This window comes from Hypericibacter sp. (assembly GCF_050729195.1).
GTDB lineage: Bacteria > Pseudomonadota > Alphaproteobacteria > Dongiales > Dongiaceae > Hypericibacter.
Genome location: NZ_JBOHKS010000288.1, coordinates 1 through 16,460 on the forward strand (window position 1 = coordinate 1; position 16,460 = coordinate 16,460).

Consider the following 16,460-nt stretch of genomic DNA (forward strand, 5'->3'; position numbering starts at 1 on the left):
CTCCCTGGCCCTCCCCCGCGAAGCGGGGGAGGGGACAAGAAAGAAACAGGGCGGACAATGATCGATATCGACGGCTATGGCAGCGGCTGGCTCGAGGCGCGGCCGGATCTCAAATCCTTCCGCGACGAGGTCCGCGGCTTCATCCGCTCGCATCTGCCGGAGGACATCCGCCGCCTGGTCGCGGCCGAAAGCATGGAGATGCCGCGGGACTATTACCTTCGCTGGCAGCAGATCCTCTACAAGCAGGGCGGCTGGGGTTGCCCGAACTGGCCCAAGAAGCATGGCGGGCCCGGCTGGAGCTTCGAGCAGCAGTTCATCTTCGAGCGCGAGCTGGCGCTCGCCGACGCGCCGCGCCTGCTGTCCTTCGGCGTCACCATGCTGGGGCCGACGCTGATCGAGTATGGCAGCGACGAGTTGAAGGCGCGGTTCCTGCCGCCCATCCTGAAAGGCGAGGTGCTCTGGTGCCAGGGCTTCTCCGAGCCCAATGCCGGCTCGGACCTGGCCTCGCTCAAGACCCGCGCCGAGCTGAAAGGCGACCACTACGTCATCAACGGCACCAAGATCTGGACCACCGAGGCCCAGGTCGCCGATTGGATGTTCGGCCTGTTCCGCACCGACAGCAGCGGCAAGAAGCAGCAGGGCATCACCTTCCTGCTGTTCGACATGAAGACGCCCGGCGTCAGCGTCCGGCCGATCCGCACCTTCGATGGCGGCCATGAGGTCAACCAGGTCTTCTTCGACAATGTAACGGTGCCGGTGGCCCAGCGCCTCGGCGAGGAACATAAGGGCTGGGGCTATGCCAAATATCTGCTCAGCCTCGAGCGCTTCGGCATCGCCGAGGTGTCGCGCTCGCTCCAGACGCTGGGGCGGCTTAAATCCATCCTGCACCGTCCACGGGCGGATGGCTCGAGCCTGATGTCGGATCATTCCTTTGGCGCGCGGCTCGCCGCCGCCGAGATCAAGCTGCGCGCGCTCGAGGCTTTGGAACGGCGGCTGCTGTTCGGACCCGGCGGGCCTGAATCATTGGGCCCCGAGGCCTCGATCCTCAAGGTGATGGGCACCGAGCTGCAGCAGGGTCTGATGGAGCTCCAGGTCGATGGGGTGGCGCTGGGCGCTGCCCCCGATCTGCCGGCCGAGAGCCAGGACGCGCCCAACCTGCCGCCCGAAGCCCGTTACGCCGCCCGCGCCTTCTTCAATATGCGCAAGACCTCGATCTATGGCGGCTCGAACGAGATTCAGAAGAACATCCTGACCAAAGCCGTGCTGGGGCTCGAATAGAGATGCGCATCGAACTGACCGAAGAACAGAGCCTGATCAAGGACAGCGTCGCGCGTTTCGTGGCCGAGCGTTATCCCTTCGACCGCCGCCAGAAGTTGGTGGCGACACCCGAAGGCTATAGCGAGGAGGATTGGCGCCGCTTCGCCGAGCTGGGCTGGCTCGGCCTGCCGCTGCCGGAATCGGCCGGCGGGCTCGGCATGGGCCCGCTGGAAGTGGGCCTGGTGATGGAATCCTTCGGCCGCGGGCTCGTGGCCTCGCCCTATCTTGCGACCGTTCTCCTCGGCGCCGGCGTCATCGCCGCGGCGGGTTCGCCGACGCAGCAGTCCGAGATCCTGCCGGCGGTGGCCGAGGGCCGGATGAAACTCACGCTCGCCTTCGCCGAGGATGACCGCCAGGACCCGGCGGTGATCGCGGCTAAGGCCGAGCCCGATGGCAGCGGCTTTCTCCTGACCGGCGTCAAGGCCGGCGTGCCCTATGCGGCCGCGGCCGACCGGATCCTGCTGGTGGCCCGCACCAGCGGCCGACCGGGCGACGCGTCGGGTCTTTCCTTCTTCCTGGTCGACCGCGGGCAGCGCGGGCTCGAGGTCAGGGACTATGCCGCTCATGACGGCAGCCGTGTCGGCACCTTGCGGTTCGAGCGCCTGGCGCTGGGGCATGACCGGCTGGTGGGTCCGAAGGACGGCGCGCTGCCGATCCTGGAGGCGGTGCTGGATCGCGCCCGTGCCGCGCTCTGCGCCGAGGCCTCGGGCATCGCCACGGCCGTCTATGAAAAGACCCTGACCTACTTCAAGACGCGCGAGCAGTTCGGGAAACTGATCGGCAGCTTCCAGGCGCTGCAGCATCGGCTGACGGATGTCTATATGAAGGCCGAGCTGCTGCAGTCGGTCGCGGTCGATGCGGCCGAAGCGGCGGCCGCGAGCGATCCGGCGACGCGGGCGGCCGGCGTTTCCGCCGCCAAGTCGCTGACCGGCACGCTGGGGCGCGAGATCGGCAAGGAAGGCGTGCAGCTCCATGGCGGCATCGGCATGACCTGGGACTACGAGGCCGGGCATTATCTCAAGCGGCTCACCTTCATCGACCTTGCGTTCGGCGATTCGCATTGGCATCTGGAGCGCTTCCGGCGCCTCTCTTCTTAATCTGCATTTTCCGAGGATGACCCCCGCATGACGGAAGATATCGTCCTGACGCGCCGCAACGGCGCGGTTCTGGAAATCACGCTGAACCGGCCGAAGGCGAACGCGATCAACCGCGCCATGAGCCGCGGCATCTATCGCGCGGCGAAGCAGCTTCAAGACGATCCGGCCTTGAGCGTCGGGATCGTCACGGCGGCGGGCGATCGCGTCTTCTGCGCCGGCTGGGACCTGAAGGAGGAAGGGGTCAGTTACGATCCGAACCTCGATGCCGATCCCGAGCAGGGCAGCGGCGCCGGCGGCTTCGCCGGAATCACGGAATATTGGGGGCTGACCAAGCCGATGGTGGCGGCGGTCAATGGCGCGGCGGTGGGCGGCGGCTTCGAGATCGCGCTCGCCTGTGACGTCATCATCATGGCGGAGAATGCCTTCTTCTCGCTGCCGGAGATGCAGCGCGGCATCATTCCCGATGGCGGGGCGATTCAGCGTCTGCCCCATCTGATTCCCTATAATGTCGCCAAGGAAATGCTGCTGACCGGCCGGCGCATGGAAGCGGACGAGGCACTGCGCTGGGGCCTGGTGCATAAGGTCGTCTCGCAGGCTTCGCTCATGGAGGAGGCCCGCAGCAAGGCCACCGAGATCGCCAAGGGTGCGCCTCTGGCGCTGCAGGCAATCAAGGAGGTGTTGCTGGAGATCGACGGGATGGGGCTGCCGGCGGCGATGAAGAAGACCAAGGCCGGTCATAGCGGACTCGATTACTACGAGCGGTTGTGGCAGTCGGAAGACATGCAGGAAGGCATGCGTGCCTTTGCCGAGAAACGCGATCCGGTGTGGAAGGGCCGTTGATCGGCCGGCGCGGAAGGCCCCCTGCCTCATATCGGCGGGTGGAACGGAAACCCGCACGCGGCGTTGCTGAATCCGGGTGGTTTGCCGGTCGTCTCGATTGGTGCCGGGTGGGATTCTCAGGGAGATCTGCGCTCATGCGCAAGGCGGCGGTGGCGCGTCAGGCCGCGCGTCAGTCGCTGCCCTTTTCGCCCTCGCTGGCCGGTTCCCGCGATTCCGCTGCTTTCGAATCCAGGCGTTCGACCTTCTTGCCGTCGAGATCGCGGCCGGTGCGGTCGCGCTCGGCCTTCATTTCCAGCAATTCGGCCTTCGATCGGCCGTATTTGCCACGATTTGCAGCGGCCGCGCGCTTCTCTTCGCGGCCCTGTCGCGCCTTACGAAATTTGTTTAGATTGACCAAGTCGCCCATGGCCGCCTTTGCCCTGGGGTCACGGTTCCCCGAAGCCGGTGGCTTCGGAAGGCCGGACCATCGGATGCGAAGGCGAGCCTAGCGCAAAGCCACCTCGCCCGGAAGGGGAGCGCCCGCCCCCGAGACTCCCACCCCGCACGAGAGTTGAGATGACGAAAAAAATCCTGATCGCAGTCGGTGCTCTCCTGGTGTTGGCGGTGGCCGCCATTCTGATCGTGCCGAGCTTCATCAACTGGAACGGGTACAAGGCCCAGATCGAGTCCGAAGCCCGCAAGCAGACCGGCCGCGATCTCAGCATCGATGGGGACATCTCGCTGGCGCTGCTGCCGGCGCCGAAACTCTCGGTCAAGGGCGTGCGTTTCGCCAACGCCGAAGGCGGCAGCGCCCCCGACATGGCGACCCTGGAATCGCTCGACGTCCGGGTGGCGCTGATGCCGCTCCTGAGCGGCAAGATCCAGGTCACCAGCCTGATCCTGGTGAAGCCCACGATCCTGCTCGAGAAGCTGCCCGACGGTCACGGCAATTGGGAAATCGCGCCCGCCGGCGAGACGGCGCCCGCGCCCAGCGAAGCGGCGCATGAGGGGATCGGCAGCGGCGGCGGTCTCGCCCTTTCCTTCGACAGCGTGCGGATCGAGAACGGCACCTTCATCTATCGCGATCCGGCGGCGGGCTCGGAGCAGAAGCTCGAGGCGCTGGATTCCGAGATTCATATCGGGTCGTTTTCCGGCCCGTTCGACGCGACCGGCTCGGCGACCTATCAGGGGATCAAGGCCCGGTTCGAGGCGAATGCCGGCGCGCTCACCGCCGGCCAGCCCTCGTCCGTGCGGCTGAAGCTGGTTCTCGGCAATCCGGAATCGACCCTCGAATTCTCAGGGATGGCCTCGACCGGCGGCGAGGCGGGGCCCCATCTGGCCGGCAAGCTGACGGCGGATGGCGACGATCTGAGCGCGCTGATGAACCTGCTCTCGCCCGGCAGCGGCTCGAACCCGATGATGAAACAGAAGTTCTCGGCGGCGGCCGATATCGATGCGGGAGCCACGGGCGGCAGCGCCAAGAATCTGATCCTGGCGCTCGGCGACCAGCAGGCGACGGGCGAGGCCACGGTCGCGCTGGGCGAGATCATCAAGGCCAAGCTCACCATGTCGCTGCCCCGCCTCGACCTCGACAAGCTGCTGGCCGCGGCGGCACCGCCAGCCGCGGGCGACCAGTCGCAGGCCCCGGCGCCGGTGCCGCAGACCAAGCCGCCGAGCTTCTCGCTGCCGCAGAACATCCTCGCCGACATCGATCTCGGGATCGAGGCGATCAGCTACAACAATGGTGTCGTCAACAAGGTGCGGCTGGTGGCGCAGGTCGCCAATGGCGAGGTCTCGCTCACGCGCTTCAATGCCAGCCTGCCCGGCGGCTCCGACGTCGCGCTTGCCGGCAAGCTCGCCGCCGTCGAAGGCCTGCCGAGTTTTGCCGGCACGCTCGAGCTTCATTCGGACAATCTGCGCAGCCTGCTCGAATGGCTGAAGGTGACGATGCCGGCCATGCCGCCCGACCGGCTGCGCAAGCTGTCGCTGGCCTCGCGAGTCACCGCCACGCCCAGCCAGCTTCAGATCGCGGAGATGGATCTGCGCTTCGACTCCTCGCGTGTGGCCGGCGGCGTCGTGGTGGCGCTCCCCAATGCCGAACGCAAGGTGCCGGGGCTCGGCATCGGGCTCGCCATCGACCAGATCAATCTCGACGCCTATTTGCCGGCGGCCGGTGCGGCCGACACGACCCAGCCCCAGACGACCCAACCCGGCACCACCCCGCCCAGCACGACCCAGCCCAGCGGCACCGACAGCACCCAGACGGCCGATGCGAGCAAGCCCAAGCCTTCGGGCGGGTTGCCGCTCGATGCGTTGAAGCCGCTGGCGGGCCTCAATGCCAATGTCGAGATCAAGGTCGGCAGCCTGACGATGAACGACCAGACCGCGAAGGGCGTGCATCTCGATGCCACGCTCCAGGGCGGTACGCTGACCTTGCGCGATGTCAGTGTGAAGGACTTCGCCGGCGGTTCCGGCAGCCTCTCCGGCACGGTCGCCAATCTCGCGACCGAGCCGACCCTCGACAGCCAGTTCTCGCTCAAGGTGGCCGACGCCACCCGCGTCCTTCAGTTCGCCGGCATGGAGAATCCGCCGCAGAAGCTGGGCAAGCTCGCCTTCACCGGTAAGCTGTCGGGTGGCGGGCAGCAGATTGCCTATGACATCGCCTTCGATGTCGCCGGCATCGGCGCCAATGGCAAGGCCAAGGGCACGGCCAGCGGTCTGGGCGCGGGCATTCCCAAGATCGATACGGATTTCGCCCTGACCGCCAAGAATGCGGGTCCGCTGCTCGAAATGGCGGGGCTCGCGGGGGCTTCCAACGCCAAGCTCGGTCAGCTGGATTTCTCGGGCACGGCCAAGAGTGGCGACGACCAGATCACTTATAACGCGGCGCTGGCCTTGGCCGGCATCGTCGCCAAGGGCACCTTCAATGGCGCGGTGTCGGGCCTGACCGGCACGCCCCATGTCGATACCCAGATCGATCTGTCAGCTGACAAACCGGCGGCACTCCTGGCGCTCTTCGGCGTCGACGGGCCCACGGCGGCCAAGCTCGGCGCTCTGGCGATCAAGGGCACGCTCAAGGGCGGGGCCGACGACATGGCGCTCAACCTGGCCCTGGGCGGCCTCGGCGGCAGCGCCACGCTCCAGGGCGGCATCAAGCCGATGGCGACACCGCCCAGCTTCAATCTGGTCATGACGGCCAACCATCCCGAGCTGCGCCAACTGGCGGCGGCCTTCGCGCCGGATGCGGCACCCGGCAATAACAGCCTTGGGCCGCTCAGCCTCTCGGCCACGGCGACCGGCACGACCGAGGATGCCAAGGTTACCGATCTCTCGCTCAAGATGGGCGCCAGCGATCTCGCCGGCACGGCGGAATATGCCTCCCCGCCGGGCGGACGCCCGATGCTGACGGCCAACCTCACCAGCACGATGTTCGACGTCTCGCCGTTCGTTCCCGCCTCGACCGGCAGCAATTCGAATTCGAAGAAGAACACGCCGGCGGGCGATCGCTGGTCGAAGGAACCGCTCGATCTCTCCGCGCTCGACAGCATGGATGCCGACGTCACGGCGAAGGCGCAGCATTTCGTGATGAACGACACCAAGATCGACAATCTCGATGCCCATATGGTGCTCAAGAACGGCACGCTCGTCATCGACAAATTCACCGGCAATACCTTCGGCGGTGCGGTCGATCTGGCGGGCACACTCGCCAGCCGCGGCACGCCGACCTTCCAGGGACGGCTCGCCGGCACCAATCTCAGCAGCAGTCAATTGATGGGGGCCGGCCTGCTTGCGGATCGCGTCACCGGGCCGGTCTCGGTAACGACCGACCTCAATGCCGCCGGTGCCTCGATGAACGAGCTGGTGAACAGCCTCAACGGCAACGGCAATCTCAACGGCAACATCACCGTCCTGAGCAAGATCGAGCAGCAGGTGGGTTCGGTCGGGCTCAATCTCCTGGGCTCGCTGGCGCAGCAGAAGCTCGGCGGTGTGGGCACGCAGATCCAGGGCCTGACCCAGGTGGCGGACACGGCCTATCGCGCCTTCACCGGCGTGCCCAACAGCCTGACCGGCGATTTCCTGATCCGGGACGGCAAGGTGACGACCGACAATCTGGCGCTCGCCAATGCCAACGCGCGCGCGCTGGCGGCGGGTGCTGCCGATCTGCCGGATTGGACGATCGATTTCCTGGCCACGATCTTCCGCGCGCCCGATCTCAATCAGCCCTTCATGCAGCTCAATCTGAACGGACTGCTCGACTCGCCCAACGCCAAGTTCAAGGCCTTCCAGGGCACCAATGCGAGCGCGCCAGCCGCCAGCGATCTGCTGCAGCAGGTGCTGCCCAGCGGCACCGGCAACAACGGCACGCAGAAGCCCTCGACCATCTGGCAGCAGATCCTGCCGGGGGTGCTCGGCACCGGTGGCGGCGGATCGGGAACCGGAACTCCGGCCGCGGTGCCCAGCAGCAACGAGCCCGGCGCCGGTGGCGTCAACGCCGCGCCCGCCACGAACACGCCGACGGTGACCACGCCCACGGTGACGACCACGCCGCCGGCCAACGACAATACGAGTGCGGAGCCGGGTGCCGCCGGTGTCATCGGCACGCCACCGGCGCCTGCGACCGATATCGCACCGGCGCAGCCCGACAGCACGACGGAAGAGCCCAGCAGTGAGCCAGGGGCGGGCGGTGTCGGCGGTGGCACGCAGAACAATCTGCAGCCGACCCAGCAGAACAACGGCATCAACAAGATCCTCGAAGGGTTCCTGCAGAAGCCCGCTCAGCAGCAGTAACCGTTCGACCGATATCCAGATCAGGGGGCCGGTGCCATGCCGGCCCTTTTTTCATGGGGGCCTCTTGACCTTGCCCCAGGGGGAAGCCCCATCTCAGCTCCATCGATCATCCGGGAAGGAGCGAGGACCATGTTGAAATTCAAAGTCGATGGCATGAATTGCGGCCATTGCGCCGGCACCATCCGCCATGCGCTGTCCCGGCTGGCGCCGGAGAGCGCCGTCGCGGTCGATCTGGACCGTGGCGAGGTGTCGCTCGCGGCCGATCTCGATCCGGCCGCTGCGATCGCGGCCATGAAGGCCGCGGGCTATGAGGCGGCTGTCATCTGAGCGGCCGGGTCGCGACAGGAGCGGCGAGATGTTTCCGGTCTCGCGACGCGATTTTCTCCGCGGCACGGGCGTGGCCGCGCTGGGGACGATTCTGCCCCTGACGGGATCCTGGGCGGCGGGCGGCGATGTCGTCACCCTTCGCGCCGAGACGCGCCAGCTCGAGATCGACGGCCGCGCGGCAACGGTCTTCGGGCTTCGCCAGCGCGACGGGCGTCCGGGCCTGACCGCGAAGGTCGGGGAGGATTTCGCCGTGCGCCTCGAGAACGCCCTGGGCGAGCCGACCTCGATTCATTGGCATGGATTGACGCCGCCCTGGCGACAGGATGGCGTGTCGGGCGTGTCGCAGGATCCGCTGCCGCCCGCCGCATCGCAGGATTATCGCTTTCCCCTGACGCGCGCCGGCAGTTTCTGGATGCATTCGCATGAGGGCCTGCAGGAGCAGTTGCTGCTGGCGGCCCCTTTGATCGTCGAGGAGGCTTCGCCGCGCGACGAGCAGGATGTCGTGGTGATGCTGCATGATTTTTCATTTCGCGCGCCCGACGAGATCCTGGCGGCGCTGAAAGCGGCGCCTGCCATGGGTGGCCATGACATGAGCATGTCGGGCATGGACCATGGGTCGATGCCCGGCATGAGCGGCGCCATGATGGACGGGATGGCGATGTCGGGCGGTGGCATGGCGATGGACGTCAATGACGTCGAGTTCGACGCCTATCTGGCCAATGACCGGACCTTGGATGACCCCGAGCAGATCATGGTCGAGCGTGGCGGGCGGGTGCGCCTGCGTATCATCAACGCGGCGGCCTCGACCGGCTTTACGGTCGATCTGGGATCCCTCGATGGCAGCCTGATCGCCGTGGATGGAATCCCGATCGCCCCCGTCACCGGGCGCCGTTTTCCGATCGCAACCGCGCAACGTCTCGATATCCGCCTGGAGCTGCCACGCGACGGCATGGCGGTGCCGATCCTGGCCTTGCGCGAAGGGGCGCCCCAGCGCACCGGCATCCTGCTCTGCCCGCCGGGCGCTGCCATCAAAGCGATTTCGTCGCGGGGCGATTCGGCGGGTCCCATTCTCGACCTTGCTCTGGAGCGACGCTTGCGGAGCCTGGAACCGCTGGCGCCGCGTCCGGTCGACCGTGCCCTGACGCTCGCCCTGACCGGCGGCATGGCCGGCTATCGCTGGGGCCTCGAGGCCTCGAGCGGGCCGGGGCCTTTGCCGGCAAAGGTGGGCGAGCGGATCGAGATCGCCATGGTCAACCGGACCATGATGGCGCATCCGATGCATCTGCATGGCCATAGCTTCCAGGTCGTGGCGATCGACGGCCAGCGAATGGCGGGCGCCCTTCGCGATACCGTCCTGGTGCCGCCGAACACCACGGTCACGATCGCCTTCGATGCGAACAATCCGGGCCACTGGGCCTTCCACTGCCACCTGCTCTATCACATGGTGGCGGGCATGATGACCACGCTGGCCTATGAGGGCGTGACCTAAGGGCCGAGCGCGCTCTGCTCGAGCACGAAGACGCGCACTGCGCTCGAGAGATTGCCGGCGGGCTCCCCGCGCTCGGCACGCGCGGAATCGATCGCCTCGATCAGCGCTCCCACCGACAGGCCGCGTTTGGCCGCGATCGCCTGCAACCGATGCCAGAAGGCATCCTCCAGCGACAAGCTGGTGCGATGGCCGGCGATGGTGACGGAATGCTTGCGCAGCGCGCTGCCGGCGAGGCTGCCGCGCGGGGGCATGGCCGTCGGGCGGGCCTCAGCGCGGCCCCAGCATGTCCTGCGGCCGCAGGATCTTGTCGAACTGCTCGCCGCTCAGGAGCTTCAGCGCGATGACCGCTTCGCGCAGGCTGGTGCCCTCGGCATGGGCCTTCTTCGCGACCTTGGCCGCGTTGTCATAGCCGATATGCGGATTGAGCGCCGTCACCAGCATCAGCGACTGCTCGAGCTGCTGCTGGATGCGGGCCTTGTTCGCCGTGATGCCGACCACGCAATTGTCGGCGAAGCTGCGGCAGGCATCGGCGATGAGCTGACCGGACTGCAGCAGATTGTGGATGATCACCGGCTTGAACACATTCAGCTCGAGATGGCCGTTGCTGCCGGCGACCGTGATGGCGACATTGTTGCCCATCACCTGGCAGGCGACCATGGTGAGCGCTTCGGCCTGGGTCGGATTGACCTTGCCGGGCATGATCGAGGAGCCAGGCTCGTTCTCCGGCAGATGGATCTCGCCGATGCCGGAGCGGGGGCCCGAGCCCAGGAGACGGATGTCGTTCGCGATCTTCATCAGCGAGCAGGCCAGGACGTTGAAGGCGCCGGAGAGCTCGACCAGCGCGTCGTGGGCCGCGAGCGCTTCGAACTTGTTCTTGGCCGAGGTGAAAGGAAGCCCGGTCAGTTTCTTGAGCTCTTCCACGAACGCCTTGTCGAAGCCCTTGGCGGCGTTGAGGCCGGTGCCGACCGCGGTGCCACCCTGCGCCACCTGATGGAGACGGGGCAGGCAGGCCTTCACCCGATCGATACCGTTGCGGACCTGCTGCGCATAGCCGCCGAACTCCTGGCCGAGTGTGACCGGCGTCGCATCCTGAAGATGGGTGCGGCCGATCTTGATGATCTTGGCGAACTCCTTGGACTTGGCTTCGAGCGCATCGGCGAGATGGTCGAGGGCCGGCAGCACCGCGTCATGGACCTGGCGCACCGCCGCGATATGCATCGCGGTCGGGAAGCTGTCGTTCGAGGACTGGCCGTAATTGACCTGGTCGTTCGGATGGATCGGCTTCTTCTCGCCGCGTTTGCCGCCCAGCATCTCGTTGGCGCGGTTGGAAATGACCTCGTTGGCATTCATGTTGGTCTGGGTGCCGGAACCGGTCTGCCAGACGACCAGCGGGAAATGATCGTCGAGCTTGCCGTCGGCAACCTCGCCGGATGCTTCGACGATGGCCTTGCCGAGCTTCTTGTCGAGCTTGCCGAGCTTCATGTTGGCCTGTGCCGCCGCCTGCTTCAGCAGGCCGTAGGCATGGATCAGGAGGGCGGGCATCCGCTGGCCGCCGATCCGGAAATTCTCGAGCGAGCGCTGGGTCTGAGCCCCCCACAGCCGGTCGTCGGGCACCGCCACATTGCCCATCGAATCGCTTTCCATGCGGGTCTTGGTCGTCATGTGGTCGCTCCTTGAAAAAGTCTGGGCGGGCCTGAGTCCAGGCCGTCCCCCACGCCGGCATTCTTCTAGCGGCAATCGGGGTCAGGGAAAAGAAGGACGGCGATGGCGACCCAAGTCCCTTCCCTCGGAACGGGGGAAGGTTAGGAAGGGGGCTGCGCGGTGTTCGACAGCGAGCAGCCCCCTCCTTAATCCTCCCCCGCGAGCGGGGGATGAGACAGGTTGAGTCTCAGCGCCTTCCACGCGTCGCCTTCTTCTTCGCCGTGGGTTTCGGGCGCGGCGTCTTCGCCTTCCCTGTGGCGATCGCGGCGGCGCGGGATTTGAGCGCCCAGGCGCGCAGTTCCTCGCCATCCTCGATGAGCTCGTCGGGCAGGCGCCAGAAGGAGAGCGCCACCTCGCGGCCCATCCGCGCATAGGTGAAGGGCTCGGAGCCGGCGGCCTCGAAATCCGGCCGGTTGCGGGCGTCGACCTTCAGATAGAGGACATCCTCGTCGAGGATCCCGATCATCAGCCCGTCGAGGAACAGGCCCTCCCCGCCGAACATGCGGCGCAGGCTGACCTGGCCCAGGGAGGCCAGCTCGTCCAGCAGATAGGTGCCATAGCCGCTCATGCGGGACCTCGCGCTCGGTCGCGGTCGGCGCGCCGGAGAAACGGTGCCCGCAGCGCATGACGCGCCGCGATCAGCGCCATTACGATCGCCGCGTCGGGCCGGCCGCCATAATAGCGGCGGAAGTAATGGCGGAAACTCGCCAGCTTGTGGCGCTCGACGGCGAGGGCGGGCGCGTCCGACGAGCCGCCCTCATGCTCCACGGCGATCTGCGGCAGGAACCAGACGCCGCCCCCGCGCTCGCGCAAGCGCCGGCAGAGATCGATATCCTCGACATGCAGGAAATAGCCCTCGTCGAATCCGCCGAGCGCGCGGAAGTCGGCGGCCGGGATGAGGAGACAGGCGCCGCTGACCGTCGGCAAGGTGACGGGCCCCGGCGGCAGCTTCAGGCGATGCCGATTGAAGCTGCCGAAACCCAGCGCCTCGCCGAGGGCCCTGCAGGGCGTGAGCTCGCCGCGTCGTCCACCACGCCGCTCGATCCCATCCGCGCCGACGAGCCGCGCGCCGGCGATCCAGGGGTGCGATTTGTCCGTCATGGCGCCCAGCATGCCGGCGACACCACCCGCGCTGAGAATGGCGTCGGGATTGAGGAACAGCAGGAATTCGCCTTGAGCCACGGCCGCGGCCCGGTTGCAGGCGGCGGCGAAGCCCAGATTCCACTCGTTGCGGATCAGGCGAATTTTTCCGGCCGCCGCCAACCGGTCCAACTCGGCGCCGACATCCGCCGGGTTGCCATTGTCCACCAGCAGGATCTCGCGCAGGCCCGATTGGGTCGCCAGCGCCTCGAGCGCCCGCCACAGCACGGGGCCCGAGTGATAGCTCACCAGGATGGCGCTGACCGGGGCCTCGCTCATGAGCGGGTCCCGGATCCGCGCGCGACCGGCCGCAGCACGGGGCGCCGGCCGAGCAGCGCCAGGGGCGACCAGCTGAAGGCTCTCGCGACCATCGACAGCGAAACGCGCCGCTGGCGTTGAATCTCCTGCCGGCTCTGCCAGATCGGACCGAGGCCGGCGATGGCGGCTTTCAAGCCGCGCCAGCAGGGTTGCGTCGTCACGGCGCTGCCGGGCCGCAGGCTCAGCAGCAGGAGCAGGACAAGCGCCAGGAGATGCAAGGGCAGCAGCGGCCAGAACAGAGGGCCCGGCATGTTCTTGACGAAGACCCAGCTGCGGTTGCGCCAGCCATGGAACAGGGTGAAATCGCTGCTGCGGCCGGTGGTGGCCGAGCCCGCATGATGCACCACGGCATCGGCGACCTGGAGCGCGCGTTGCCCCTTGAGCCGCAGGCGGAAGGCGAGGTCGATATCCTCGACATAGCAGAAGAAGCGCTCGTCGAAGCCGCCGGCCGCGCGGAAATCCTCATGCCGATAAAGCGCCGCCGCGGCGCAGGGGCTGAAGACCTCGCCGCCCGGTGCCGGATCCGTCACGGGCTGGCCGAAGCCACCGCGCCAGACGATGCCGCTCGCATGATAGACGTCGCCCAGCCCGTCCCAGCGTGTCTTGTCGTCGAGCTGGATCTGGGTGGAGCCGAACATCGCGACATCGGGATAAGTCCGGGCCGCCGCCATGAGGCGCTCGAGCCAGTCCGGTGCTGCGATCGCATCGGGATTGAGCAGCGCGATCCAGGGCGCGTCTGTCGCCGCGGCGCCGCGATTATTGGCGGCGGCGAAACCGAGATTCCGGCCGGTCGACATGATACGGAAATTTGCCGGCAAGGCGCCGAGGCCCTGCACCGCGCCGTCGGTCGAGCCGTTATCGACGATGATCGATTCGAAATCGGTCCAGCGCTGGCGGCGCAAGGCGTCGATGCAGCGGGCCAGATAGGGACCCGGATTATAGGCGACGATGATGACGCAGACGCTCGGACGGGAAGCGTCGAGGGCAGCGTTGCTCGTATCGGACAAGCGGGACGCGGAGGCCGCTTACTTCTTGCGGAAGGCGTCGAGTGTGACCACTTCGGCGCCCTTCGCATCGGCCGGGGCCGAGGCCGCGGCCGGCGCGGGTGCCGGGACGCCCGCCCGCGTCTGCGGGGCGATGCTGCGCTCGGCCGGCGCGTCATTGCCGTTGCCGGGTCGCGCCTCGAACTGCAGGCCGAACTTGCAGGAGGGGTCGGCGAAGGCGGTCAGCGCCGCGAAGGGGATGACCAGCCGCTCCTGCTGATTGTTGAAGCTCAAGGTGATGCGCAGGGTCTCGCGGTCGACCTCCAGCCCCCAGAACTGGTGCTGGACGACGATCGTCATCTCCTTGGGATATTGCTGGCGCAGCCGGGTCGGAATGAGGACATCCGGACGGTCGGTGCGGAAGGTGACGTAGAAATGATGCGCGCCCGGCAGGCCGCGTTCCGCGACCAGCGCCAGGGACCGCCGCACGACATCGCGCAGCGCCGTCTCGACCATTTCCTCGTAACGCAAAAAATCTTCGGCCATGCTCGCCGTCGTCCCCCTCAAACCCGTCAGTCATTTCGCTGCTTCTTGTCTTATTCAGACCGGCAGCTTGAGCCAAGTGGGGGGCTTCTGTTGCCCGGTGCCCCCCGAACCGCGCTTACCTATTTAGGCAGCGAGAGCCAGACGAGTATTGTCGTTGGCACTTCTGTGTTGGCCCGATAACGGCGGAACCATGCCGGGCAAAAACGTTAGCTTTACCACGCGCGTCGATCCTATTTCGCCCCCATGGAGCCGTTCCGGAAGGTCCCGCGAGGAACGATCTCGGAAGCGGCGAATTGGTGGAGGCGCCGGGTACCGCCCCCGGGTCCGCAACGCTTATTCCATAACGCGTTTATCGCCATAGTCGGTTTCCCGACACCCTCAATATAGGGGGCGGGGCGGCGAATCGGAAGGGTTGCTTATCGGGCTGGAACTGCCTCGATTCGCTGGGTTTTTGGAACCGCACGCCAGGATTCGCCTGGGCCCCGCCACCGCTTGTGGCCGCCATCGCATCGAGCGGTTAGATTGCGTCCGCTCGCGGCCCGCCCCTTGGGCCGCACGATTCGCGAAGAGGACCCTGCCCACCGCCATGGCGCTCACGCCCCAACAGCAAGCCGAAATCGACGCCCAGCGCAGTGCCAGCGCCACCACGCGCCGCCCGACCGTGCCGGCCCTCGAGGAGATTCTCTATCTGGCCCTGCCGGTGCTGGATCGCGGCTTCGTGCGCGTTATCGACTATATGGGCGACGATGCCGCCGTGGTTCAGGCCGCGCGCGTCTCCTATGGCCGCGGCACCAAGAAGGTCAGCGAGGATCGCGGGCTGATCCATTATCTGCTGCGCCATCGCCACTCGACCCCATTCGAGATGTGCGAGATCAAGTTCCACGTCAAGCTGCCGATCTTCGTCGCGCGGCAATGGATCCGCCACCGCACCGCCAATGTGAACGAATATTCCGCGCGCTATTCGGTGCTCGACAACGAGTTCTATATGCCAGCGCCGGCGCAGCTCGCGGCGCAATCGAGCTCGAACCGGCAGGGGCGCGGCGATGTGCTGGAGGGCGCCGAGGCGCAGCGCGTGCTCACGCTGTTGCGCGAAGATGCGGCGCGCTCCTACGCCCACTACGAGGAGATGCTGAACGAGCGCGAAGATGGCAGCCGCCCCGACGAGGGTCGCCAGGGTCTCGCCCGCGAGCTGGCGCGGATGAATCTCTCGCTCAATTTCTATACCCAATGGTACTGGAAGACCGATCTCCACAATCTGCTGCATTTCCTGTCGCTGCGCGCCGATCCGCATGCGCAGTACGAGATCCGGGTCTATGCCGATAAGATGCTGGACGTGGTGGCGAAATGGGTTCCCATCACGCATGAGGCCTTCCTCCAGCACCGGCTCCATGCCGTGACGCTGTCGGCGGCCGCGATGGCCGCGGTCAAACGGATGCTGGCGGGCGAGACCGTCACGGCCGAGAATAGCGGGCTCGGCAAGCGCGAATGGGCCGAGCTGCAGGCCGAGCTGGCCCGCAAAGAAGATTGAAGGCCGGGGCTTCATCCAGGACGAGCGGCAACGATGTCGTTAATTCAGCCTGATATCTGCATCTTTCTGACGGGGAAGGCGGTGACGGGAGACTTGGGGCCTAAGGGACAATCAAGGAGCCATCTGGTTCGAATAGAGGCAATGGATACCCATCGCGCTCGAACATGGCGGTCACGGCAGATTTGATGGGATCTCCGGCATTCTCTAGCTTTGCTTCGGCTGTCTTTCTCTGCAGCTCGGCAGCATCACCCAATGTATCGCCCATAGGCCAAAGGGCAGAAGCGGCCAGTTTTCGCTTCCTTGTCATCAGGCTGTGCAGCAGGCAATCGAAGGAATGTTCGCGGTAGCCAGGGTGAATGGCGAGCGGCAGGTGGATTGTGACGTCTTTCGTCTGCCCTATGCGGTGA

Annotated in this window: 15 protein-coding genes and 1 other RNA gene; 7 read left to right on the top strand and 9 right to left on the bottom strand. The window is 66.5% G+C overall.

What is annotated here, in order from left to right:
* Window positions 1–57: 57 nt before the first annotated feature.
* Genes ACREE8_RS23690 through ACREE8_RS23700 form a run of 3 tightly spaced genes read left to right on the top strand, consistent with a single transcriptional unit; the run spans window position 58 to window position 3,254 of the window.
* A complete protein-coding gene (locus tag ACREE8_RS23690; RefSeq protein ID WP_431575488.1) occupies window positions 58–1,278 on the top strand; it encodes an acyl-CoA dehydrogenase family protein in 1,221 nt (406 codons plus the stop codon).
* 2 nt (window positions 1,279–1,280) lie between these two features.
* Window positions 1,281–2,414 (top strand): acyl-CoA dehydrogenase family protein, encoded by a 1,134-nt coding sequence (locus ACREE8_RS23695; RefSeq protein ID WP_431575489.1) that lies wholly within the window; start codon window positions 1,281–1,283, stop codon window positions 2,412–2,414.
* A gap of 27 nt (window positions 2,415–2,441) precedes the next feature.
* Window positions 2,442–3,254 (top strand): enoyl-CoA hydratase-related protein, encoded by an 813-nt coding sequence (locus ACREE8_RS23700; RefSeq protein WP_431575490.1) that lies wholly within the window; start codon window positions 2,442–2,444, stop codon window positions 3,252–3,254.
* Between the two features lie 169 nt (window positions 3,255–3,423).
* Here the strand turns inward: ACREE8_RS23700 and ACREE8_RS23705 are convergent, their stop codons facing one another.
* Entirely contained in the window at window positions 3,424–3,660 is a 237-nt protein-coding gene (locus ACREE8_RS23705; RefSeq protein ID WP_431575491.1) for a DUF4169 family protein, read from the bottom strand.
* Window positions 3,661–3,809: 149 nt separating this feature from the next.
* On the opposite strand from ACREE8_RS23705, the gene ACREE8_RS23710 reads away from it, so the two are divergent.
* The 3 genes from ACREE8_RS23710 to ACREE8_RS23720 all read left to right on the top strand — a co-directional run bounded on the left by ACREE8_RS23710 (window position 3,810) and on the right by ACREE8_RS23720 (window position 9,837).
* Window positions 3,810–8,021 carry an AsmA family protein gene (locus tag ACREE8_RS23710; RefSeq protein WP_431575492.1) on the top strand — a complete coding sequence of 1,404 codons (4,212 nt, stop codon included), beginning with the start codon at window positions 3,810–3,812 and terminating at the stop codon, window positions 8,019–8,021.
* Between the two features lie 129 nt (window positions 8,022–8,150).
* Entirely contained in the window at window positions 8,151–8,348 is a 198-nt protein-coding gene (locus ACREE8_RS23715; RefSeq protein WP_431575493.1) for a heavy-metal-associated domain-containing protein, read from the top strand.
* A gap of 28 nt (window positions 8,349–8,376) precedes the next feature.
* Window positions 8,377–9,837, top strand: coding sequence for a multicopper oxidase family protein (locus ACREE8_RS23720; protein ID WP_431575494.1), 1,461 nt, complete (start codon window positions 8,377–8,379; stop codon window positions 9,835–9,837).
* On the opposite strand, the gene ACREE8_RS23725 is transcribed toward ACREE8_RS23720, so the two are convergent.
* The 7 genes from ACREE8_RS23725 to ssrA all read right to left on the bottom strand — a co-directional run bounded on the left by ACREE8_RS23725 (window position 9,834) and on the right by ssrA (window position 14,938).
* Window positions 9,834–10,088, bottom strand: a complete 255-nt coding sequence (locus ACREE8_RS23725; protein WP_431575495.1) for a ribbon-helix-helix domain-containing protein — start codon at window positions 10,086–10,088, stop codon at window positions 9,834–9,836. The two genes, ACREE8_RS23720 and ACREE8_RS23725, sit on opposite strands and share 4 nt — an antisense overlap.
* A 16-nt stretch (window positions 10,089–10,104) precedes the next feature.
* Window positions 10,105–11,499: a class II fumarate hydratase gene (gene fumC, locus ACREE8_RS23730; RefSeq protein WP_431575496.1), complete on the bottom strand. Its 1,395-nt coding sequence runs from the start codon at window positions 11,497–11,499 to the stop codon at window positions 10,105–10,107.
* A 226-nt stretch (window positions 11,500–11,725) separates the two neighbouring features.
* On the bottom strand, window positions 11,726–12,106 hold the full coding sequence (locus tag ACREE8_RS23735) for a TfoX/Sxy family protein (RefSeq protein ID WP_431575497.1): 381 nt from the start codon (window positions 12,104–12,106) through the stop codon (window positions 11,726–11,728).
* Entirely contained in the window at window positions 12,103–12,957 is an 855-nt protein-coding gene (locus tag ACREE8_RS23740; protein ID WP_431575498.1) for a glycosyltransferase family 2 protein, read from the bottom strand. The genes ACREE8_RS23735 and ACREE8_RS23740 overlap by 4 nt, the downstream gene beginning before the upstream one ends.
* Window positions 12,954–14,003 (bottom strand): glycosyltransferase family 2 protein, encoded by a 1,050-nt coding sequence (locus ACREE8_RS23745; RefSeq protein WP_431575499.1) that lies wholly within the window; start codon window positions 14,001–14,003, stop codon window positions 12,954–12,956. Before ACREE8_RS23745 ends, ACREE8_RS23740 begins: the two co-directional genes overlap by 4 nt.
* A gap of 18 nt (window positions 14,004–14,021) precedes the next feature.
* The gene (locus tag ACREE8_RS23750) at window positions 14,022–14,525 is read right to left on the bottom strand and encodes an SspB family protein (protein WP_431575500.1); all 504 of its coding nucleotides are present in this window, start codon (window positions 14,523–14,525) and stop codon (window positions 14,022–14,024) included.
* A 75-nt stretch (window positions 14,526–14,600) separates the two neighbouring features.
* Window positions 14,601–14,938, bottom strand: a transfer-messenger RNA (tmRNA) gene (gene ssrA / locus ACREE8_RS23755).
* Window positions 14,939–15,111: 173 nt separating this feature from the next.
* On the opposite strand from ssrA, the gene thyX reads away from it, so the two are divergent.
* Window positions 15,112–16,053: an FAD-dependent thymidylate synthase gene (thyX, locus tag ACREE8_RS23760; protein WP_431575501.1), complete on the top strand. Its 942-nt coding sequence runs from the start codon at window positions 15,112–15,114 to the stop codon at window positions 16,051–16,053.
* Between the two features lie 100 nt (window positions 16,054–16,153).
* On the opposite strand, the gene ACREE8_RS23765 is transcribed toward thyX, so the two are convergent.
* The coding region (locus ACREE8_RS23765; RefSeq protein ID WP_431575502.1) for a hypothetical protein at window positions 16,154–16,460 on the bottom strand (307 nt) is incomplete at its 5' end.